At 68.4% G+C, this 20629-nt stretch carries 18 protein-coding genes; 7 read left to right on the top strand and 11 right to left on the bottom strand.

Going from position 1 to position 20629, the window contains the following annotated elements:
• Positions 1-41: 41 nt before the first annotated feature.
• The 4 genes from ITJ67_RS03625 to ITJ67_RS03610 all read right to left on the bottom strand — a co-directional run bounded on the left by ITJ67_RS03625 (position 42) and on the right by ITJ67_RS03610 (position 4876).
• On the bottom strand, positions 42-1067 hold the full coding sequence (locus ITJ67_RS03625; protein WP_160071367.1) for an ABC transporter permease: 1026 nt from the start codon (positions 1065-1067) through the stop codon (positions 42-44).
• Positions 1064-2200 (bottom strand): ABC transporter permease, encoded by a 1137-nt coding sequence (locus ITJ67_RS03620; RefSeq protein ID WP_194676774.1) that lies wholly within the window; start codon positions 2198-2200, stop codon positions 1064-1066. Before ITJ67_RS03620 ends, ITJ67_RS03625 begins: the two co-directional genes overlap by 4 nt.
• Positions 2197-3759 carry a sugar ABC transporter ATP-binding protein gene (locus ITJ67_RS03615; protein ID WP_416362299.1) on the bottom strand — a complete coding sequence of 521 codons (1563 nt, stop codon included), beginning with the start codon at positions 3757-3759 and terminating at the stop codon, positions 2197-2199. Before ITJ67_RS03615 ends, ITJ67_RS03620 begins: the two co-directional genes overlap by 4 nt.
• A gap of 127 nt (positions 3760-3886) precedes the next feature.
• Positions 3887-4876 carry an ABC transporter substrate-binding protein gene (locus ITJ67_RS03610; protein ID WP_323741376.1) on the bottom strand — a complete coding sequence of 330 codons (990 nt, stop codon included), beginning with the start codon at positions 4874-4876 and terminating at the stop codon, positions 3887-3889.
• 175 nt (positions 4877-5051) lie between these two features.
• On the opposite strand from ITJ67_RS03610, the gene ITJ67_RS03605 reads away from it, so the two are divergent.
• From ITJ67_RS03605 to araA, 4 genes are all read left to right on the top strand, one after another.
• Positions 5052-6071, top strand: coding sequence for a LacI family DNA-binding transcriptional regulator (locus tag ITJ67_RS03605; protein WP_228502274.1), 1020 nt, complete (start codon positions 5052-5054; stop codon positions 6069-6071).
• Between the two features lie 125 nt (positions 6072-6196).
• Entirely contained in the window at positions 6197-7930 is a 1734-nt protein-coding gene (gene araB, locus ITJ67_RS03600; protein WP_194676877.1) for a ribulokinase, read from the top strand.
• The gene (locus ITJ67_RS03595; RefSeq protein WP_416362298.1) at positions 7927-8649 is read left to right on the top strand and encodes an L-ribulose-5-phosphate 4-epimerase; all 723 of its coding nucleotides are present in this window, start codon (positions 7927-7929) and stop codon (positions 8647-8649) included. The genes araB and ITJ67_RS03595 overlap by 4 nt, the downstream gene beginning before the upstream one ends.
• On the top strand, positions 8646-10163 hold the full coding sequence (gene araA / locus ITJ67_RS03590) for an L-arabinose isomerase (protein WP_194676771.1): 1518 nt from the start codon (positions 8646-8648) through the stop codon (positions 10161-10163). Before ITJ67_RS03595 ends, araA begins: the two co-directional genes overlap by 4 nt.
• 159 nt (positions 10164-10322) lie before the next feature.
• Here araA and ITJ67_RS03585 read toward each other — a convergent pair whose 3' ends face one another.
• The gene (locus ITJ67_RS03585; protein WP_194676770.1) at positions 10323-11258 is read right to left on the bottom strand and encodes a LysR family transcriptional regulator; all 936 of its coding nucleotides are present in this window, start codon (positions 11256-11258) and stop codon (positions 10323-10325) included.
• 101 nt (positions 11259-11359) lie between these two features.
• On the opposite strand from ITJ67_RS03585, the gene ITJ67_RS03580 reads away from it, so the two are divergent.
• On the top strand, positions 11360-12463 hold the full coding sequence (locus ITJ67_RS03580; RefSeq protein ID WP_194676769.1) for a PrpF domain-containing protein: 1104 nt from the start codon (positions 11360-11362) through the stop codon (positions 12461-12463).
• A 47-nt stretch (positions 12464-12510) separates the two neighbouring features.
• Positions 12511-13797: an SLC13 family permease gene (locus ITJ67_RS03575; protein WP_194676768.1), complete on the top strand. Its 1287-nt coding sequence runs from the start codon at positions 12511-12513 to the stop codon at positions 13795-13797.
• Between the two features lie 82 nt (positions 13798-13879).
• Here the strand turns inward: ITJ67_RS03575 and ITJ67_RS03570 are convergent, their stop codons facing one another.
• The 6 genes from ITJ67_RS03570 to ITJ67_RS03545 form a co-directional block, all read right to left on the bottom strand.
• Positions 13880-14476, bottom strand: coding sequence for a DUF1349 domain-containing protein (locus ITJ67_RS03570; RefSeq protein WP_194676767.1), 597 nt, complete (start codon positions 14474-14476; stop codon positions 13880-13882).
• 116 nt (positions 14477-14592) lie between these two features.
• Complete coding sequence (locus ITJ67_RS03565) at positions 14593-15435, bottom strand: ABC transporter ATP-binding protein (RefSeq protein WP_194676766.1); 843 nt, start codon at positions 15433-15435, stop codon at positions 14593-14595.
• Complete coding sequence (locus tag ITJ67_RS03560; protein WP_323741375.1) at positions 15432-16535, bottom strand: FecCD family ABC transporter permease; 1104 nt, start codon at positions 16533-16535, stop codon at positions 15432-15434. The genes ITJ67_RS03565 and ITJ67_RS03560 overlap by 4 nt, the downstream gene beginning before the upstream one ends.
• Positions 16532-17611: a FecCD family ABC transporter permease gene (locus tag ITJ67_RS03555; protein WP_323741374.1), complete on the bottom strand. Its 1080-nt coding sequence runs from the start codon at positions 17609-17611 to the stop codon at positions 16532-16534. Before ITJ67_RS03555 ends, ITJ67_RS03560 begins: the two co-directional genes overlap by 4 nt.
• 7 nt (positions 17612-17618) lie before the next feature.
• Entirely contained in the window at positions 17619-18575 is a 957-nt protein-coding gene (locus ITJ67_RS03550) for a siderophore-interacting protein (RefSeq protein WP_194676764.1), read from the bottom strand.
• Positions 18572-19690 (bottom strand): ABC transporter substrate-binding protein, encoded by a 1119-nt coding sequence (locus tag ITJ67_RS03545; protein ID WP_228502273.1) that lies wholly within the window; start codon positions 19688-19690, stop codon positions 18572-18574. Before ITJ67_RS03545 ends, ITJ67_RS03550 begins: the two co-directional genes overlap by 4 nt.
• Before the next feature lie 160 nt (positions 19691-19850).
• On the opposite strand from ITJ67_RS03545, the gene ITJ67_RS03540 reads away from it, so the two are divergent.
• Entirely contained in the window at positions 19851-20612 is a 762-nt protein-coding gene (locus ITJ67_RS03540; protein WP_194676763.1) for a hypothetical protein, read from the top strand.
• The last annotated feature ends 17 nt before the right edge of the window (positions 20613-20629 follow it).

Genomic DNA, 20629 nt, shown 5'->3' with positions numbered 1-20629 from the left:
TAGGCTCGCGCAGGGAGGCTCGCCAGGCACAGCGCTCGCCGCTATTGCGTTCGCCGCTTCCGTGAGGTGACGGCCCGCTGCAGCAGCACGAACACGAGCAGGATGCCGCCAGTGATGATCGTCGTCGCCTCCGGAGGGATACTGCCGTCGCGAGTGATGAGAACGTTCATGAGCCCGAGCACGAGGGCGCCGACCACTGAGCCGAGCACGAACCCACCACCGCCGGTCAGCAGCGTGCCGCCGATGATGACCGCAGCGATCGCGTCGAGTTCCCATCCGACGCCCGTGATGTTCTGCGCGATCCCGAGCTTCGAGGTGTAGAGCACCGCCGCGATGCCCGCGAGGGTGCCGCTGATGACGTAGATCATGATTTTCGTTCGCGCGACGGGGAGTCCCATGAGCAGCGCGGACTGCTCCGAGCCTCCCATGGCGTAGACGGTCCGCCCGAAGCGGGTGCGGTGCAGGATGAAGAAGGCGACACCGACGAGGAGAACCGCGATGACGACAGCGGGGGTGACGACGAGGTCGTTGATCTTCGGCCCGTCGATGATCTTGATCTCGGTGGAGAGTCCGCGGATGGGCGAGTCGTCCGCGAGTCGCTGGGGCTCGGTGCTGAGCATCGAGGCGAGCCCGCGGGCGAGGAACATCATCGCGAGGGTCGCGATGAACGGCTGCACTCGGAAGTAGTGGATGAGGATTCCGGAGGCGAGGCCGAAGAGCGAGCCGATGCCGACCATCAGCACGATCACAAGGATCGCGGGGAGGCCTGCGCTGGAGAGCATGACCCCGACCAGGCTGCTGACTGCGATGACCGCGCCGACGGAGAGGTCGATGCCGCCCGTCAGGATGACGAAGGTCAGTCCGATGGCGAGGACGATGAGGTACGCGTTGTTGATGAGGAGGTTGGAGAGGGTGCTGAACTGCAGGATCCCGCCGTACGCGAGTTCCCCGTATGCGAGCATCCCAACGAAGATGACCACGGCGGCGAGCGTCGGGAGGGAGTCGAGGTTCGGCTTGAACTTCGCGAGCCTGGTGACCTCGCTGGTCTGTTCGACGATGGTGGTCATGCGGCAACCGCCTTCTGCGCTGGTGCGGAACTCGCGGGTCCGGTGGGGGTCTTGGCTCGTCGCCGTTTGAAGAAGTCGCGGACGCGCTGCGACTGCAGGAGGCAGACGAGGACGATCACGATCGCCTTGAACGCGGGCGTGGCCGAGGATGGGATGGAGAGGAACACGACAGTCTTGTCCAGCGTCGCGATGAGCAGGGCGCCGATGACGCTGCCCGTGAGCGAGAACTTGCCGCCGGCGAGCGACGTGCCGCCGATGACGACGGCGAGGATCGCATCCATCTCCGACGCCGACCCTGTCTTGGCGACTTCGACCGTCATGACGGTGGCGGTGCTGAGGATGCCGGCAACGCCCGCGAGGATCGCGCTCGAGATGTAGACGAAGAAGAGCAGCCCGATGGGGCGGATGCCCGCCATGCGGGAGGCCTTGGGGTTGATGCCGATGGACTCGATCATGAGGCCGAGCGCGGTGCGTCGCACGAGCAGTGCGACGAGGACGACGATGCCGACGGCGAGCACGAAGATCACTGGGAACCCGCCGATCGTGCCGTTGGCGATCCAGCGGAACGAGTCGTTGCTCGCCGACGTGTTCTGGCCGGCGGTGATGACCTTCGCGAGCCCGCGCCCGGCGAGCATCATGATGAGCGTGGTGATGAAGGGCTGCAGGCCGACCACGGAGACGAGGAGTCCGTTGACGGTGCCGAGGAGCGCGCTGATGAGCAGCGCGAGGCCGATGGCGGTCAGCGCCGAGCCGAAGGAGTTCTGCGCGGACGCCATGAACTCCATCGAGACGGCACCCGCCACGGCCATGACGGAGCCGACGGACAGGTCGATGCCGCGCGTGGCGATCACGAGGGTCATGCCGACGGCGATCATCATGACGGGTGCGCTTGCGCGGAGGATGTCGATGATGTTGCCGTTGAGGTCACCGGTCGCCTGGTTGACCGAGATGCCCAGGTAGCCCGGGTCCTTGAGCAGGTTGACGATGATGAGCAGCACGAGTGCGACGACCGCCCAGATGTAGGGCTGTCGAAGTGCGCCGCGCACCGGGTGGTCGGTGGCTCGTCGGCGTTGGGGCGGTTCGGCGGGGCCGTCGGTGGTCGGTGTGCCGAGCGCGGCCGTGGTCTGGCTCATGCGTGGGCTCCCTCGACGTCAGTGGATGCGGGTGGGGTGGACGGGGTGTCAGGCAGCTGCGTGTCGACTCCGTCGGCTGCGATGGTCTGGACGATGAGGTCCGCGGTGACGTCGGGGCCGTTGGCGATCTCCGCGATCTTCCTGTGGTCCTTGAGGACGACGATCCGCTCGCTGAGCCTGACCACCTCGTCGAGCTCCGACGAGATGAAGATGACCGACATGCCGTCTTCGGCGAGCTGCGCGATGGTCTCCTGGATCTCGGCCTTGGCTCCCACGTCGATGCCGCGGGTCGGCTCGTCCAGGATGAGCAGCTCGGGCTTCGTGGCGAGCCAGCGACCGAGGAGCACCTTCTGCTGGTTGCCTCCGGAGAGGTTGCGGATGGCGCGCTCCGGGTCGGCGGGGCGGACGTTGAGCTCGGTCAGGTACTTGGCGCAGAGCTCGTTCTGCTCTCTTCTGGACAGCGGGCGAGCCCAGCCTCGTCTGGCCTGGACGGCGAGGATCAGGTTCTCGCGAACGGTGAGGTCACCCACGATGCCCTCGTCTCGACGGTTCTCGGTCGAGAAGGCGATGTGCTTGCCGAGCGCGGCGGCGGGCGAATGCACCTCGGCGGGCGACCCGTTCAGGTGGGCCGTTCCGGCGTCTGGCTTGTCCGCCCCGTAGATCAGGCGCCCGAGCTCGGTGCGTCCCGATCCGAGCAGTCCGGCGAGACCGACGACCTCTCCGCGGTGGACCTCGATGTCGACGGGATCGATGGAGCCTTTTCGACCGATGCCCTGAGCACTGTAGAGGGGGACGTCGTCGCTGTCTCGGGCGTCGACCCGTCGGTTGGCGCCCAGCGACTCGAGGGTCGAGAACTCCTTGCCGATCATCTTCGAGATGAGATCACTTCTGCTGAGGGCGGCGGTGGCGTACTCGCCGACGAACTGGCCGTTGCGGAGCACGGTCAGCCGGTCGCTGATCGCGTACACCTGGTCGAGGAAGTGGGAGACGAACAGGATCGCGACCCCCTGCTCGCGAAGCTGGCGGATGACGGCGAACAGCCCTTCCACTTCCTGCGCGTCGAGGCTCGACGTCGGCTCGTCGAGGATGAGGACCTTCGATCTGATGACCATCGCTCGGCTGATCGCGACGAGCTGCTGCATCGCGAGCGAGATGCTCGAGAGCGAGCGCTTCGGGTCGAGGTGGTCGAGCCCGAGCGCTGCGAGTGCGTCGCGCGCTGCCGCGTTCGTCTTGCGCCAGTTGATTCCGAGGGGCCCCCGCACTTCGTGCCCGAGCATCACGTTCTCCCCGATGGAGAGGTTGTCGCAGAGGTTCACCTCTTGGTAGACCGTGGAGATGCCTGCGGCTTGGGCGTCTGCCGTGCCCCTGAGCTGCCGCTCCTCGCCGCCGATCAGGATGGCGCCTGCGTCGATCTTGTAGACGCCGGTGAGGGCCTTGATGAGGGTGGACTTCCCCGCGCCGTTCTCGCCCATGAGGGTGTGCACTTCGCCGGGGAAGAGTCGGAAGTTCACGTCTTGGAGTGCTTTCACTCCGGGGAACTCGATTGAGATGCCGCTCATCTCAACGATTGGCTGGTTCGCTGCCATGATCGCCTAGCGTTCTGCCGGTGGCCGGCGTCGAGTGTGTGGGGTGGGCGCGCCCGGTGCGCCGCCGAGAGAGCGGCGGCGCGCCGGGGCACGAGCGCTGTCAGTACTTGCGGTCGGGGAGGGCGGTGGTCGCGGCCTCCGGCGAGTCGAAGGTCACGCTCTCGACGACGATGTTCTTCTCGACGCTCTCGCCGGCGACCGCGGACTTCACGACGTCGACGGCGACGTCACCGAACAGCGGGTTGTATTCGGCGACGAAGGACAGGCGACCAGCTGCGAGCGCTTCGAGGGCGGCCTTGGTGCCGTCGATCGTGATGATCTTCACGTCGGTGCCTGGCTTGAGTCCTGCTTCTTCGACGGCGAGGGCTGCGCCGAGTCCCATCTCGTCGTTCTGTGCGAAGACGAGCTGCACGTCGTTGCTGTTCGACTTGAGGATCGTCTCGAAGACGCTCTTGGCCTCTTCCGTCGACCAGTTCGCCGACTGGCTCTCGAGCTTCGTCAGCTTCGGGTCGATGCTCTCGTCCCACCCCTTGTTGCGGTCGTTGACGACGGAGAGCCCGGGGGGACCTTCGAGCACGACGTAGTTGCCTCCGTCTGCGAACTGCCCGTTCGCCCACTCGGCTGCTGCTGAGCTGATCCCCACGTTGTCGGGGGCGATGTGGCTCGTGTAGAGGGCTTCGTCGTTCGGCTCGATGCCGCGGTCCAGGAGGATGACGGGGATCTCGGCCTCCTGTGCCCGTTCGAGGACGCTCTCCCAGCCGGTGGCTTCCGTGGCGGAGAGCAGGATGGCGTCGACGCCCTCGTCGATGAACGAGGTGAAGGCTGTGATCTGCGAGTTCTGGTCCCCGTTGGTCGCGGGTGCATATTTCAGCTCGAAGCCGTTCTCGGTGGAGAACGAGTCCTGGATGTTCTGCTCGTTCGCGGTGCGCCAGCCGCCTTCTGGTCCGACGGCGACGAAGCCGACGGTGATGAGTTCCCCGTCGCTGCCGGCAGCCGCGTCTCCTGAACCTCCGGAGCAGGCTGCCATGCTCAGAGTGAGTGCTCCTGCCATCGCGATCCCGGCGATGGTCTTGATCGTTGACTTGTTCACGCTTGTCTCTCCTCGTTGAGAGCAGTTCACTCGTGCCTGGGCCGTCGTGACGCTGCGCCGTGGGATGCTTCCTCGCATCTGCCGAAATGTTATCGATCACATACGGGGAGCGCAACCGGCAATCTTAATCGTTATTCGGACACCGGCACTCGCTGGCTGTGGGCATAATTGCGGAATGACGAACGGACCTGTGGATGCGATGAAGCCCAAGCGGGCTGCGAGCGTGTTCGACGTCGCGCGTGCAGCCGGGGTGTCCCACCAGACCGTCTCGAGGGTCCTCAACGACCATTCGAGCGTGCGCCCGTCCACTCGGCAGAAGGTGCTGGATGCGATGGGCGAGCTGAACTACCGGCCGAACCTCGCCGCGAGGGCACTTTCCTCGAAGCGCAGCCGAACTCTCGGGGTGCTCTCGACCGCGAGCGGCGAGTACGGCCCGTCGTCGAGCATCATCGCCATCACGGAGGCCGCACGGGCACGGGGATACACGACGATCGTCGAGCAGACGGACGGCTTCGATGTCGCGTCGATCGAAGAGGCCCTCGGGAATCTGGCGAGCCTCAACGTCGAGGGCATCGTCGCGGTCGCTCCGCAGACCCCCCTCCTCGAGGCCCTGAGCTCCATGAATTCGGGCATCCCGTTCGTGACGCTGCAAGCATGGGCCACCGAGGGAGGGGCCGACCTGGCTCAGGATCAACTCCAGGGAGCGCGCGTTGCGACGGCCCACCTCCTCGACCTGGGGCACATCGACGTGGTGCACCTCGCCGGCCCCAGCGATTGGATCGACGCAACCTCCCGCCTCCGGGGCTTCCGCCTCGAGATGGAGTCACGAGGCCTGGTTCCGCGACACATCGACGCCAGGGACTGGTCCCCCGGCGCCGGCTATCTGGCCGCGGCTCAGATCTTCGAATCGAAGGCGACGGCCGTGTTCTGCGCGAACGATCAGACCGCCCTCGGCGTGCTCCACGCGGCGCACGATGCCGGAGTCTCCGTCCCGGACGACCTGAGCGTCGTGGGCTTCGACGACATCCCGGAGGCCGCGCACTTCTGGCCGCCGCTGACCACCGTTCGGCAGCATTTCGCCGCTGCTGGGGCCCAGTGCGTCGCGCGACTCCTCGACGGCGACGAGGGCATCCCGAACGTGCTGCCGAAGCTGATCAGCCGCGCCTCGACTCGTCGGATGACCCTCGAGAGCTAGCCGGGCCGCGTCCACAACTCTGGGCTTGCGCTCACGGCCTCTACATGGTGTGATCGATCACATTACATCCGGTCGAGCCAAAGGAGACCGCCAGGATGAGTCATTCGACGAACTCGGAATCGCGCATGCAGGACGCCGATCGTCCGAGCGCAGACACCGCGGATCGCTACGTCATCGGCGTCGACTACGGCACCCTGTCCGGCCGGGCGGTCGTCGTCCGAGTCCGTGACGGCGCCGAGCTCGGCGTCGGCGAGCTGCCGTACCCGCACGCCGTGGTCGACGAGCGGCTCCCGGCAACGGGTGAGCAGCTCCCGCCCGAGTGGGCGCTGCAGGTGCCGAGTGACTACGTCGACGTCCTCAAAGCCGCCGTGCCGGCTGCCATCGCCGACGCCGGCATCGACGCAGCGGATGTCATCGGCATCGGCACCGACTTCACGGCCTGCACCATGGTGCCGACGCTCGCCGACGGCACGCCGCTCAACGAGGTCGCCGGCTTCGAGACGCGCCCCCACGCCTACGTGAAGCTCTGGAAGCACCACGCAGCGCAGCCGCACGCCGACCGCATCAACGACCTCGCCGAGCTCAGGGGCGAGAAGTGGCTGCCCCGGTACGGCGGCCTCATCTCGAGCGAATGGGAGTTCGCGAAGGGCCTCCAGCTCCTCGAGGAGGACCCCGAGGTGTACGCCGCGATGGACCACTGGGTCGAGGCGGCCGACTGGATCGTCTGGCAGCTCACGGGCACCTACATCCGCAACGCCTGCACCGCCGGCTACAAGGGCATCCTGCAGGACGGCGAGTACCCCAGCCGCGAGTTCCTCGCCGCTCTCAACCCCGAATTCGCCGACTTCGCGGAGGCCAAGCTGGCCCACGAGATCGGCCAGCTCGGCGACGCCGCCGGCACGCTCTCGGCGGAAGCCGCGGCGTGGACGGGACTGCCAGAGGGCATCGCAGTCGCGGTCGGCAACGTCGACGCGCACGTCACCGCCCCGGCAGCGGCCGCGACCGAGCCGGGCCAGATGGTCGCCATCATGGGCACCTCCACCTGCCACGTCATGAGCTCGGACACCCTCGCCGAGGTGCCGGGGATGTGCGGGGTCGTGGACGGCGGCATCGTCGCGGGCCTCTATGGCTACGAGGCCGGCCAGTCTGGCGTCGGCGACATCTTCGCCTGGTACGTCGAGAACCAGGTGCCCGCCCGCTACGAGCGCGCCGCGGCCGAACTTGGCATCTCCGTGCACGAGCACCTCACGAACCTCGCGGCAGCGCAGCCCGTCGGCGCGCACGGCCTCATCGCGCTCGACTGGCACAGCGGCAACCGCTCCGTGCTCGTCGACCACGAGCTCTCCGGCCTGCTGGTCGGTGCGACACTCGCGACGAAGGCGGAGGACGTCTACCGCGCCCTGCTCGAGTCGACGGCCTTCGGCACGCGCAAGATCGTCGAGACGTTCAACGCCTCCGGGGTTCCCGTGACGGAGTTCATCGCGGCCGGCGGACTGCTCAAGAACGCGTTCCTCATGCAGACCTACAGCGACATCCTCGGTCTGCCGATCTCCACGATCGACAGCGCGCAGGGGCCGGCGCTCGGATCCGCCATCCACGCGGCGATCGCCGCAGGCGCGTACCCGGATGCGCGCGCCGCGGCCGCCGCCATGGGGCGCGTGACCCGCGCCAGGTACGTCCCGAATCCCGAGGCGGCTGCCGCGTACGACGAGCTGTACGCCGAGTACGACGAACTCCACGACCATTTCGGGCGGGGCGCGAACCAGGTCATGAAGCGCCTCAAACAACGCCGCCGCGCGGCGCTCGCCAGTGCATCCGGTGCCCCAGCCCCGGCAACCCGCGAGGAGGTCAACGCGTGAGCATCCAGACGCAGATCATCACGCCTGAAACTCAGGCGAGCATCGACAAGGTCCGCGCCGAGGTCGCCTCGCTGCACGACGAGCTCGTCCGCTACGGGCTCGTCGTCTGGACGGGCGGCAACATCTCCGGCCGCGTGCCGGGCACGGAGCTGTTCGTCATCAAGCCGTCCGGTGTCAGCTACGACGATCTGAGTGCCGACAACATGATCCTCTGCACCCTCGACGGCGAGGTCGTACCCGGCACTCCCGGCTCCGATCGCTCCCCCTCGAGCGACACCGCGGCGCACGCCTACGTCTACAGCAACATGCCAGAGGTGGGCGGGGTCGTGCACACGCACTCCGACTACGCCGTGGCGTGGGCGGCGCGGGGCGAGCCGATCCCCTGCGTCATTACGGCGATGGCGGATGAGTTCGGCGGGGAGATCCCCGTGGGCCCGTTCGCGATCATCGGCGACGACTCGATCGGCCGCGGCATCGTCGAGACGCTGCGCGGGCACCGCTCGCGGGCGGTGCTCATGAAGAACCACGGGCCGTTCACGATCGGCAAGGACGCCCGCGACGCCGTGAAGGCGGCCGTCATGGTCGAGGACGTCGCCCGAACCGTGCACATCTCCCGGCAGCTCGGCACGCCCGACGCCATCCCCCAGCAGGCCGTCGACTCGCTGTTCGACCGCTATCAGAACGTCTACGGACAAGACCCGACAGGAGCCCTCAGTTGAGCGCACTCACCACTTCCTTCGACGCCGCCGAGATCTGGTTCTTCACCGGCAGCCAGGGCCTCTACGGCGAGGAGACGCTGCGTCAGGTCGCCGAGCAGTCGCAGGCCATCGTCCGGACCCTCAACGAGTCGCCGAACACGCCCGTGAAGATCGTCTGGAAGCCGGTGCTCACCGACTCCGACGCCATCCGCCGCGCTGCCCTCGAGGTCAACTCGAACGACAACGTCATCGGCATCGTCGCGTGGATGCACACCTTCAGCCCCGCGAAGATGTGGATCCAGGGCCTCGACGCGCTCGCGAAGCCGCTCCTGCACCTGCACACGCAGGCCAACGTGGAGCTGCCGTGGGCCGACATCGACTTCGACTTCATGAACCTCAACCAGGCGGCGCACGGCGACCGCGAGTTCGGGTACATCCAGACTCGCCTCGGCATCCCCCGCAAGACGGTTGTCGGCCACGCGTCGAGCGCGAGCGTGACGCGGCAGATCGACAGCTGGTCGCGCGCCGCGGCCGCCTGGCAGGCCGTGCGCACCATGAAGCTCGCGCGCTTCGGCGACAACATGCGCTTCGTCGCGGTCACCGAGGGAGACAAGACCGAGGCCGAGCTGCGCTTCGGCGTGCAGGTCAATACGTGGGGCGTCAACGAGCTCGCCGACGCCGTGGACGCGGTCGACGACGGGGCGGTGGATGCGCTGGTCGCCGAGTACGAGGAGCTGTACGACGTCGCCCCCGAGCTGCGGCGCGGCGCCGAACGCCACCAGTCGCTGCGCGACGGCGCCGCCATCGAGCTCGGCCTGCGCTCCTTCCTCGAGGCCGGCGGCTTCAGCGCCTTCACAACGAGCTTCGAGGACCTCGGGGCGCTCAAGCAGCTCCCGGGGCTGGCCGTGCAGCGCCTCATGGCCGAGGGCTACGGCTTCGGCGCCGAGGGCGATTGGAAGACGGCCATCCTCGTGCGCGCCGCGAACGTCATGGGCGCCGGCCTGCCCGGCGGGGCGAGCCTCATGGAGGACTACACGTACGACCTCACCGAGGGCAGCGAGCTCATCCTGGGCGCGCACATGCTCGAGGTGAGCCCCTCCCTCACAACCGCCAAGCCGACCCTTGAGGTGCACCCGCTCGGCATCGGCGGCAAGGACGACCCCGTGCGCCTCGTCTTCACCGCCGACCCGGGCCCCGCAGTCGTCGTCGCGCTCAGCGACATGCGCGACCGCTTCCGCCTCGTCGCGAACGTCGTCGAAGTCGTGGAGCCCACCGCTCCCCTGCCGAAGCTGCCCGTCGGCCGCGCCGTGTGGCAGCCGGAGCCCTCGTTCGAGGTGTCGGCCGCCGCCTGGCTCACGGCCGGCGCAGCCCACCACACGGTCATGTCGACCGCCGTCGGCATCGACGTGTTCGAGGACTTCGCGACCATCGCGAAGACCGAGCTGCTGCGCATCGACGCCGACACCACCCTGCGCGAGTTCAGCAAGGAAGTGCGCTGGAACCAGGCCTACTACCGCCTCGCGCAGGGCCTGTAGACCCGGCGGTTCTCGAGCGACCTCGGTGCCGCCGCGGCCGGTGCCGCCGCGGCTCTTCGCGGCGGCGCCGAACGACGACCACGAGGTGGCGCCGCTCTTGTTCGGAGAGGGCCAACGGCGCCACCCCGTGGCACCTCCCCTCGGCATGCCGCGCCGCGGTCACACCCGCTGGACCTGGCCCCGCTGCGCGATACTCCGCGCCGCGTCGTGGATCGCCCGCGAGATGGCGTACATCGCGGGCGTGTACTGCCGCCGCGCGAGCGACGCGATCGTGATGGAACGGGACGGCACCTCGTCGCGATCGGCGAAGCGGACCATCTTCACGTCCGGCCGGTGGTGCGCGATCGCGAGCTCCGGCACCATCGCGATCCCCACACCGGCCGCCACCATCGCCTCGATCTCCTGGTAGTCGTGCGCCTCGTAGACGACTCGCGGCTCGAACCTCGCCGCCGCGCAGGCTCGGAACAGCACCTCCGAGGCAGGATGCCGGTCGTTGCGGATGATCCACTGGGCCGAACGCAGCGACCTCACGGTCACGTTGTCCTCGATCTCGGAGTCGGCCGCGACCAGGAGCACCGTCCGATCCGTGGCGACCGGCACGAGCGACAGCGACTGCTCGGCCGCCTCCGTCCAGGCGTAGCTCCACATGAGCGCGAGCTCCACCTCGCTGCTGTGCAGCATCTCGACGAGCCGCGGCCGAAGCGCTGACCGCACCTGCACGGTGATGCTCGGCTGCGAGTGATGGAAGCTCTTGAGCGCGTCGGAGAGCAGTGACGCGCTCACGGTGGGGAACGAGCCGAGGCGGACGGTGCCGCGCTCGAGACCTCGAAGCGCCTCGAGGTCGCCCCTCGCGGCCCGCATCTCTCGCCGGAAGAGTCTCGCGCGCTCGACCAGCACGGCCCCGGCCTCCGTCACCTGCACACCCCGGGGAAGGCGGACGAGGACGGGCTGGCCGATCGACTTCTCGAGCTTGGTGATGCGCTGAGAGGCGGCGGACACCGTCATGTTCGCGCGCTCGGCTCCCGAGGTGATGCTGCCAGCATCCACGACGTCCAAGAGCAGGGACAGGGTTGCGGCGTCGAAGAGGTCCGACATGACTCACCTTTCAGTTTAGCTAAAGCCTAGCGTAGCAACATTCAATTTACGTGAAGCCTTTCGCTTCCTAGCTTGGAGGGAGTCAGACGAAAGGCTCCACGATGCAAACCCCAGCAACCCTCATGCGAGGCGGCACCAGCAAGTGCTGGATCTTCGACTCCCGCGACGTCCCTGCGGACCGAGCGGCGCTCACCGCGCTGCTCGTCGACACGTTCGGCGCACAGGACCCGCGGCAGCTCGACGGCGTCGGCGGCGGCACCTCCGTCACCTCGAAGGCCGCCATCGTCTCGAGGAGCGCCGACCCCTCCTTCGATATCGACTACCTCTTCGCGCAGGTCGCCGTCGGCGAATCCGTCGTCGAGTGGGGCAGCAACTGCGGGAACTGCGCTACTGCGGTCGCGCTCTGGGCCGTCGACACCTTCGACCTCGCACACGGGGCGCCGAGCACCGAGGTGCGGATGCGCAACCTCAACACGGGCGCAGAGGTGACCGCCCGGGTGGACACGGAGGAGCACGAGGCGACCGTGAGCGTCCCCGGTGTCCGGGGAACTGGCACCGCCGTCGACCTCGCCTTCATCAACCCGGTCGGCTCGACCACGGGAAGCCTCTGGCCCACAGGCAACCACCGCGACGAGCTCACCGTCGACGGACTCACCGTGGCGGTCTCGATGGCGGATGCCGGAGCCCCGGTCGCGCTTGTCGAGGCAGACTCGCTCGGCGTCTCGGCCGCCGCGACCGAGGAGCAGGTGCGCCAGTACGTTCCCATGCTGCGCAAGATCCGCGCCCGCGCTGCCGTTGCGATGGGCATCGCGCCCTCCATCGACGAGGCCTTCGACGCGATCCCGAAAGTCGGCATCGTCGGCCCGCCCGTCGACTACGTGACGTCGCTCGGGGAGTCGGTCAGCGCCAGCGACTACGACGTCTCGGTCCGCATGCTCTCGATGAACAACCCGCATCCGACCATCGGCCTGACCAGCGCGGTGGCCATCGCGCTCGCGACGACCGCCACCGACTCGGTCCTCGGACCAGCCGGCCAGCCGGCGAATGCTGCGTCCGCCACTTCGACCCTCGACGTCCGGGTGATCACCATCGGCACGCTCGGCGGCACCCTCCGCTGCGAAGTCGAGATCTCCGCAGACGGCTCACGCGTCCTCCTGCGACGCGCTGCCCGCCGGCTCGCCGACTCGCAGCTCTACGTGCGGTGAGCACGCCCCTACTGGCATATTCTCCATCCTGATCCGAAAGCGTGACAATGTCGTCCACTGAAATCCTTCCTCTCATCGCACTGATCGCGATGTTCGTGATCGCCACGATCTTCCCCATCAACATCGGCTTCCTCGGGTTCGTCGGAGCCTTCGCCGTCGGAGCCATCTACCTCGGCTTCGACGACAAGGAGATCCTGTCCGCGTTCCCCGGCTCGATCGTGCTCACGATCGTGGGCGTCACGTACTTCTTCGGCATGGCCAAGAAGAACGGCACGATCGACCTCTTAGTCAACGTGTGCATCCGCGCAGTGCGGGGCCGCGTCTCCCTCATCCCCTGGGTCTTCTTCGCGGTCGCATCGTTCCTGACCGCGCTCGGCACGTTCAGCCCGGCCGCCGTGGCCCTGATCGCACCCGCCGCGATGACGTTCGCAGCCCGCAGCCGCATGAGCCCGCTGGTGATGGGCATCATGACCATCAACGGCGCCCACGCAGGGGCGTTCTCGCCGATCTCGGTCTCCGGGATCATCGTGCGCGACCTCGTCGAGGGAAACGGCCTCGCCATCGAGCCCTGGTCGCTCTTCTTCGCCAGCTACGGCATCAACACCCTCCTGTCGATCCTGACCGTCGTGGTCTACGCCGTCGCGAGCCGAGTGCGCACACTCGAGTACACGGCGACCGGCTCCATCACCACCGCCGGCGCCCACGACATCGACGACGAAGGGCCTTCGAAGGCGAACCGCGTCCAGGCGCTCACGCTCGCGCTGATCGCCGTGATCCTGGTCCTTGTCCTGGTCTTCCACCTGCCGATCAGCTTCATCGCCATCGCGGCGGGCATCGTGCTGGCCTTCACCGATCTGAAGAAGCAGAGCGACGCGATCGCCGGTATCAGCTGGTCAACCGTGCTCCTGGTCTCCGGCATGATCACCTACGTGTCGATCCTTCAGGAGCTCGGCACGATCGATCACCTCGCCGACATGGCCCTCCTCATCGGAGCTCCGATCGTGGTCGCGCTGGTGCTCTGCTACGTGATCGGCCTGACGTCGGCCTTCGCCTCCTCCACCGCGCTCCTGACGGCGATCATCCCCCTGGCGATGCCGCTGCTCGAGATGGGCGCGCTCCCCATCGTGGGAGTCGTCGCGGCGCTCTCCATCTCGGCCACCGTCGTCGACGTCTCACCGTTCTCCACGAACGGCGCGCTGGTGCTCGCGAACGCGCAGGGCATCGACCGCCGCGTCTTCTACAAGCATCTGCTGCTCAACGCAGTCGCCGTCGTCGCGATCGCCCCGCTGCTCTGCTGGCTGATCCTCGTCATCATCCCCAACGCGGTCGGGTAGCTCGGCCACAGGAGAACACGGTCCGCAGGTAAGCACGGCCCGCTGTCGCATCCCGAGACGGGAGCCCCAGCGGGCCGTTGCCTCACGGGTGCAGCGAGGCGTCCGCCGGCGTCGTCCGCCACGAGGTGAAGTGCACCACCAAGCCGCCCCGCGATGGCGCGCAGCAGAATGGGCCGGCCGCCACGAGCGCATCGGCAGCCATCGGTGCCACTCGAACAAGGCGCCACGGCTCGGCGTCCACCCGGGCGCGGATGGTGACGGCGTTGCCGTCCCGGCTCGCGCGCACCGTGACACGGCGGCCACCCCACTCGGGCACTGGCGCCAGCGACCAGTCCGACTCGGACCTCGTGACCACGGCCCCCAACTGCTCCTGCCCGTCGCTCAGCTCGATGCCGGCCTTGATCCAGGTCTCGTCATCGACCCTGAGGAAGATCCCTGCCTGGTCGAACTGCTCGGTGAAGTCCACGGCGAACTCCACCTCGATAGCCGAATCCTGCTCGAATGGCCGCAGGAGCGCGTGCTCGGTGTCGTGGATGAACCCGTAGGACGTGGTGCGCCACGCGTCGCTGCCCTCCACGGCGGTGACGCGGAGCCCATCCTCGCTCGCCTCCGCGGCAACCGGCTCGTTGGTCCAGTGACCGTCACCCCACGGGATGCTCGTCGCGTTCAGTTCCGTCATCATCGACTCCGTTCGGCTCGGGGCGGCACGCGCAGCCCAGGTCGAGCGTGCGTGCGGTCAGTTCGTTGCGCAGTCCATCATCTCTGTCGACCGCGCTGCTCGGCCAACCGCTGCCGCTACTCCGTCCACACGCCTTCGCGGGGAATCACGAGGGGCGTGCCGGTCTCGGGGTCGTCGATGATGCGGCAGGGCAGCGAGAAGACGTCCTCGACGAGCTCTGCCGTGAGCACCTCGCCCGGCTTGCCCTGGGCGACGATCTCGCCGTCGCGCATGACCACGAGGTGCGTCGCGAAGCGGGCCGCCTGGTTGAGGTCGTGCAGCACGGCGACCAGCGTGCGCCCCTCGCCGCGGAGCCGTCGGAATAGCTCGAGCAGCTCGTACTGATGGGAGATGTCGAGGAACGTCGTGGGCTCGTCGAGCAGCAGCACGGGTGCTTCCTGCGCGAGCGCCATCGCGACCCACACGCGCTGCCGCTGACCACCGGACAGCTCGTCAACGAACCGCGACGACAGCGCATCCACCCGCGTCGCGGCCATCGCAGCGGTGACGGCGCGCTCGTCGGCCTCCGACCAGCGGTCGAACATGCCCTGATGCGGGAACCGGCCGCGCGCGACGAGGTCGGCGACCCTGATGCCCTCAGGGGCGAGCGACGTCTGCGGCAGCAGGCCGAGGCGCTTCGCGACGTCCTTCGTCTTGAGCGTGAAGATGTCGCTGCCATCGAGCAGCACACTGCCGTCGCTGGGCTTGAGGAGCCGGGCGAGGGCCTTCAGCAGCGTCGACTTGCCGCACGCGTTCGGCCCGATGATGACGGTGAACGAATGCGCCGGCACCTCGAAGTCGAGGCCCTCGATGATGGGCTGCTCGTCGTAGCCGACGTGCACGGAGGTGGCCTTGAGCTCTGCCGCGACCAGGCCCACCCCGGGGCCCGCCTTGCTCGCTGTATCCGCTTCGATCGTCATCGCTGACGTCCCTTCTTCGTGGTCTGCTCGTGCACGAGCAGCCAGGCGAGGTAGATGCCGCCGACGCAGACGGTGAGCACGCCGACGGGGAGGTCGACGAGTTGCGCGACGAGGTCGGCGGAGACGAGGAGGAGCGCGCCCACGAGCGCCGACGGCAAGAGCTGCAGGCTGGCACCCTTGGTGAGCCGGCGCGCGATCTGCGGGGCGGCGAGGGAGATGAACGAGATGGGTCCGGCCGCAGCCGTGACGAGCGCCGTCAGCGCGACCCCGACGAGGGTCGAGAAGGCGCGCGTGCGGTTCGCGTGCACGCCGAGCGACAGGGCCGCGTCGTCACCCACCTCGAGCGCCGCGAGCGGACGCCCGAGGAACCCGCATCCCACGACCAGCGCGGCGAAGATGAGCGACGCCGGCAGCAGCTGCGCGTAGCCGAGCGCACTCAGCGAGCCGGAGCCCCAGACGGCGGCGAGCATCGCCTGCTCCTGGCTGACCCGCATCATCATGAGCGCGTTGAGAGACGCGAGCATGGCGCTCGCGCCGATGCCCACGATGATGAGCCGGAACGGACGAAGTCCCTTCCGGTAGGCAAGCAGGTAGACGGCCGCCGCGACGACGGCCCCGCCGAGCAGGGCCCCCGCTCCGATGGCGTAGTACGAGGTCGAGCCGATCCAGAGCATCACGATGATCGCGCCCGTGTAGGAGCCCGTCGAGAAGCCGATGATGTCGGGGGATCCGAGCGGGTTGCGGGTGATCGACTGGAAGATCGCGCCGCTTGCGCCGAGCGCGAGGCCGGCCAGCACGGCGAACAGGAACCGCGGAAGGCGCCACTCGAACACGACGAGCCGGTGCGCCCTGGACGCATCCGCGTCGAAGAGCGCCGTCAGTACCTCCCAGGGCGAGAGGGCGAGCGTGCCGTAGCCGAGCGAGACGATGCCGAGCGCCAGCACGGTGACGACGATCGCGGCGCACACGACGACCGCGCGGCGGCGGTGGAGATTGGAGAAGCGGCCGAAGCGCACGGCGTAGGTGCGGTCGCCGAAGTCGATGCCCCGGGCAGCAGCCTCGGCGGCGACGGCGACAGTTCCCTCCCGTGTCGCGGTCACAGTCCGCTCACCTTCTTGCGGCGCACGAGGCCGATGAGCACGGGTGCTCCGATGATCGCGGTCACGAGCCCGACCCGCAGCTCTCCGGACGGCAGCACGATGCGGCCGAGAATGTCGGCGGCCAGCAGCAGGATGGGCGACATGACGATCGACATGACGATGATCCAGCGCTGGTCGGGCCCGACGAACCAGCGCACGACGTGCGGCACCATGAGGCCGACGAAGCCGATCGGGCCGGCGATCGCGACGGCGGTGCCGGCGAGCAGCGTCACGGCGATCACGACGAGCACTCGGGTCGAGCGGATGCGCACCCCGAGCGAGGCCGCGAGCTCGTCACCCAGCGACAGCGCGTTGAGGGAGCGGGCGCAGAACAGCGCGAGCACCACCCCGACGATGATGACGGGCAGGCACGTGAGCACCACGTCCATCGACCGTCCGCCGATGGACCCGACTCCCCAGAACCGTGTCACGTTGAGGGCCTCGATGTTCTTCAGCACGATCGCCGAGGTGAAGCCGCCGAGCACGGCGCTGATCGCAACGCCTGCGAGCGTGAGGGTCAGGGGCGTCGCCTTGCCGCCGCCGACAGAACCCATCGCGTAGACGAGCATGGTCGCGAGGAACGCCCCGATGAGCGCGAACCACACGTACTGGCCGGGAGCGGTGAAGCCGAAGAGGCCGACCGCGAGCGTCACGACGAAGCTCGCGCCGGCATTGACGCCGAGGACGCCGGGGTCGGCGAGCGGGTTGCGGGTGAACGCCTGGATGAGGGCGCCGCACAGCCCGAGCGCGGGCCCGACGACAAGCCCCACGAGGGTCCGCGGGATGCGCAGGTCGAGCACCATGACGTGTTCTTCGGTGGCGCGCGAGCCGAGCAGACTCTCCCAAACCACCTCGGGCGAGATGGCTCGCGCGCCGACGAAGATGCTCAGCACGACCGTGCCGGCGAGCACCGCGAGGGCGACGACAAGCGCGAGGGTGCGCTTGGCGTTGCTGCTCGCCAGGCCGCTCCCGCTGGGGTCCCGGGGGTTCGAGCGAGCCGCCCCGACGCTCGGACCCGCCGTGCTGATCGTCGCCACGGCGCGGCTAGAGGCCGACCGAGGCGTAGATGCGGAAGACCTCGTCCATGCGGGTCTCCTCATCCATCTCCGGTTCGCCGTCGCCGGTCTCGCCGTAGAGGTCCATGATCTGCTGCTTGATCGACTCGTCGAGTGCCTCCCACTTCGCCGACCAGGCCTCGACTTCGTACGTCCAGTAGCCGACGACCTTGTACGCGGAGCCGGGGAGACCGAGCGTGTGGCGGAGGTGGCTGCGCACCTCGCGCGTGACGCGCGTCTCGCCGGCCACCCACACGTAGACGCTGCCGTCGTTCGGAATGTCGAGGCGGCGCACGGCCTCGACGAGGCGGCTCGGCCGGTGGCCGTTGCCGGAGCCGCGCACCCAGTGCGCCGCCTTGAGGTCGACCGACGGGAACAGCTCGTAGCCTGCATCCCGGATCTCGCAGACGATCTCCGTCTCGACGTGCGGCGTCAGCTCGGCGATGCGCAGCGCGGCAGGCAGGGCCGGCTCGTCGCAGATGAGTACCTGCTTGGCGACGCCCTCGGGCAGCGCGTACAGGTCGCGCGGCGGGTTGATGCCGAGCACGTAGCCGGGCTTCGCGCCGAGCACCCACGTGCTCGCGATCCCGCCCTCGTGCACGACGAAGTCGATGTCGATCTCACCAGGCCGGTGGTCGCGGATCGTGTACGTGCGCATCTGCGAGGGCTCGACGCCCTCCTCGTAGTCCCAGCCGCGGCCGGAGACGAACGGCAGGCGCGGCTCGAGGTGCGCCTCGTCGGGGAAGAAGAGGCGCACGTACTCGTCGCCGATCCCCGTCGTGGGGTAGTCGAGCAGGTCGTCGCCGCCGAACGTGACCCGGAGCATCCCGGGCCCGAGCTGCCGCACGCCCGTCACGACGGCGCGGTGGATGCGCTCGACGTAGCCGCTCGCGGCTGTCTCGGATTCGGTTCCGGTTTCGGTTCCGGCTTCGGTGAGGGCGGTCATTCCGCGCCTCCGACCCCGTTGCCGTCGATGGCCGAGTTCAGCATGGGAACGAACTCGTCGATGGCCCAAGGGATGGAGAGGGGCGTGGGCGCGTTGGTCGCCATGGCGAGCGGCTCGCTCTCGAGGAACAGGTAGTGGCCGGTGGCGATGGGCTCCCACAGCTTGAACGTGGGGTGGTTGAGCGTGTAGTCGAGCTCTTCCTGGCTGTTCGACCAGGCGACGAAGATGTCGGCGGGGATGGTGTCGAGTTCCTCGAGGCTCACGGCGCCGTACCAGTTGTCGCCCTCGACGGTGCCGAGCACCGTGTCCATGGCCGGGGTGTTCTTCAGGCCCAGCTCGGTGAGGAACTGCACCCGCAGGTCGCTCGGGATGTAGATGCCGGCCTCCGTCGCCCCATCGCTGAGGGTGAGCCCGTACGCGAAGGTCGTGTCGGCGAACCGCGGGTTCTCCTCCTTGACGGTGTCGAGCTGGCTCTGCGTCTCGGCGATGATCTCGTCGGCCTTCGCGGGCTGGCCGAGGCTGTCGCCGACGATCTCGACGAGCGACTGCCAGGACTCGGAGGCCCACGGCTTCTCGGGGTACGCGACCGTCGGGGCGATCTCGGTGAGGCGGTTGTACTCGACCTCGGTGAGGCCGGAGTGCGGGGCCAGGATCACGTCGGGCTCGAGCGTGAGGATCTGCTCGAAGTCGAGCTCGTTCGCGTCGTTGTAGTTGAGGATCTCCGGCATGGTGCCGCCCAGCTCCTCGACCTCCGCGCGGAACCAGGGCGAATAGCCTTCCTCGTCGCCGCCCCACGTCTCGGGAATGCCGACCGGCACGGTGCCGAACGCGGCGACGACGTCCTGCGTCGCCCAGCCGATCGTCACGACCCGCTCTGGCGCTTCCGAGATCGTGGTCTCGCCGAAGACGTGCGTCATCGTGACCGGCAGGGCACCCTCCTCGGCTGCCGTCGCCGTCACTCCGTCAGCCGCTGCGGCGTCACCGGATGCGCAGCCCGCGAGCGCGAGGACCGTGACGGTAGCCGCGGCGAGCGCTCCGGTCCAGCGGCGATGCGTCGAGCGTCGCGGGGCGGGACGGGACGAGGTGGACAAGCGACGGGTGACAGTCGAGGTCAAGGTGGCTCCATTCGACACAAGTGCAGGCACTAGAGGTAAGGCTAACCTCAGAACACACCGAGCTTACGGAGGCGGCGTATCGCTCCGCGGTCACTCGACATCGCATTCCTGCCACCTCGGGCGTCGCGCGGGTGCCCTCTCGCCGCGCTACTCTTCGAAGGTGAATCAAGACGAGCTGTTCGGGGGGCTGCTCGCCATCTTCGTGCTCGCGGTCATCGCGATCGGTGCGATCGTCGTCTTCGGCGACCTCAGCATCCGCCCCCGCCCGAGGCGCCTCCCGCTGTGGCAGTACACGCACCGCGTCATCGGCAGGGACCAGCCGTTCGTCACCTCGAGCGGGTCGTTCCCGGCGAACGAGCAGCGCCTCTGGGAGCTGTGGGTCGAGAGCCACAAGCCCGGGAAGCTCGTCGCCGTTCCCGTCGAGGAGCATCCGTCCACCCCAGTCGCCGCCCCAGCCGAGGGCGACACCGATAGCGGGGACGAGACCGGGGCCGACGGTTCGCCAGCCAAGCCAGCAGAGCAAGCAGAGACGCGTCAGCTGCGGGTCTCCAGGGTCTCCCGTGAGCTTCGCTCCGTGTATCCGCTGGCACTCGTGGGCTTCAACGCCTACTTCGAGGATTACGAGAAGAGCGAGTTCCCCGTTGGCCTCATCGTGCGCGGCAGCGATGGCGTCGCGATGATGACCCTCACCGCGGACGACGTCGTCGCGTTCGACGAACGGGGGCGCAGGCTCTGGTCGAGCCGCTGGGAGCGCCTCATCTTCTCCAACGCCCACGACCTGCTCCTGTACAACGGGCACACGCAGATCCGCATCGACGACGAAGACCAGCGCGACCTCGTCGAGGCGCTTGTCGTCAAGTACGGCCGACTCGAGCAGATGCACTTCCTGCCAGGCCCACTGCGCCGCGACACCGAAGACTGACCGGGCCGCACGGCGCT

Source organism: Pseudoclavibacter sp. VKM Ac-2867, assembly GCF_015351275.1.
Classification (GTDB): Bacteria; Actinomycetota; Actinomycetes; order Actinomycetales; family Microbacteriaceae; genus Pseudoclavibacter.
This window is presented reverse-complemented; position numbering and strand designations above follow the sequence as displayed.

Bases quoted from the DNA above. Each gene is read 5' to 3' on its own strand.
- ITJ67_RS03625 (WP_160071367.1), bottom strand. From the start codon at position 1,067: ATGACCACCATCGTCGAACAGACCAGCGAGGTCACCAGGCTCGCGAAG.
- ITJ67_RS03550 (WP_194676764.1), bottom strand. From the start codon at position 18,575: ATGACCGCCCTCACCGAAGCCGGAACCGAAACCGGAACCGAATCCGAG.
- ITJ67_RS03575 (WP_194676768.1), top strand. From the start codon at position 12,511: ATGTCGTCCACTGAAATCCTTCCTCTCATCGCACTGATCGCGATGTTC.
- ITJ67_RS03615 (WP_416362299.1), bottom strand. From the start codon at position 3,759: ATGAGCGGCATCTCAATCGAGTTCCCCGGAGTGAAAGCACTCCAAGAC.
- ITJ67_RS03620 (WP_194676774.1), bottom strand. From the start codon at position 2,200: ATGAGCCAGACCACGGCCGCGCTCGGCACACCGACCACCGACGGCCCC.
- ITJ67_RS03565 (WP_194676766.1), bottom strand. From the start codon at position 15,435: ATGACGATCGAAGCGGATACAGCGAGCAAGGCGGGCCCCGGGGTGGGC.
- ITJ67_RS03605 (WP_228502274.1), top strand. From the start codon at position 5,052: ATGACGAACGGACCTGTGGATGCGATGAAGCCCAAGCGGGCTGCGAGC.
- ITJ67_RS03585 (WP_194676770.1), bottom strand. From the start codon at position 11,258: ATGTCGGACCTCTTCGACGCCGCAACCCTGTCCCTGCTCTTGGACGTC.
- ITJ67_RS03570 (WP_194676767.1), bottom strand. From the start codon at position 14,476: ATGACGGAACTGAACGCGACGAGCATCCCGTGGGGTGACGGTCACTGG.
- ITJ67_RS03580 (WP_194676769.1), top strand. From the start codon at position 11,360: ATGCAAACCCCAGCAACCCTCATGCGAGGCGGCACCAGCAAGTGCTGG.
- araB (WP_194676877.1), top strand. From the start codon at position 6,197: ATGCAGGACGCCGATCGTCCGAGCGCAGACACCGCGGATCGCTACGTC.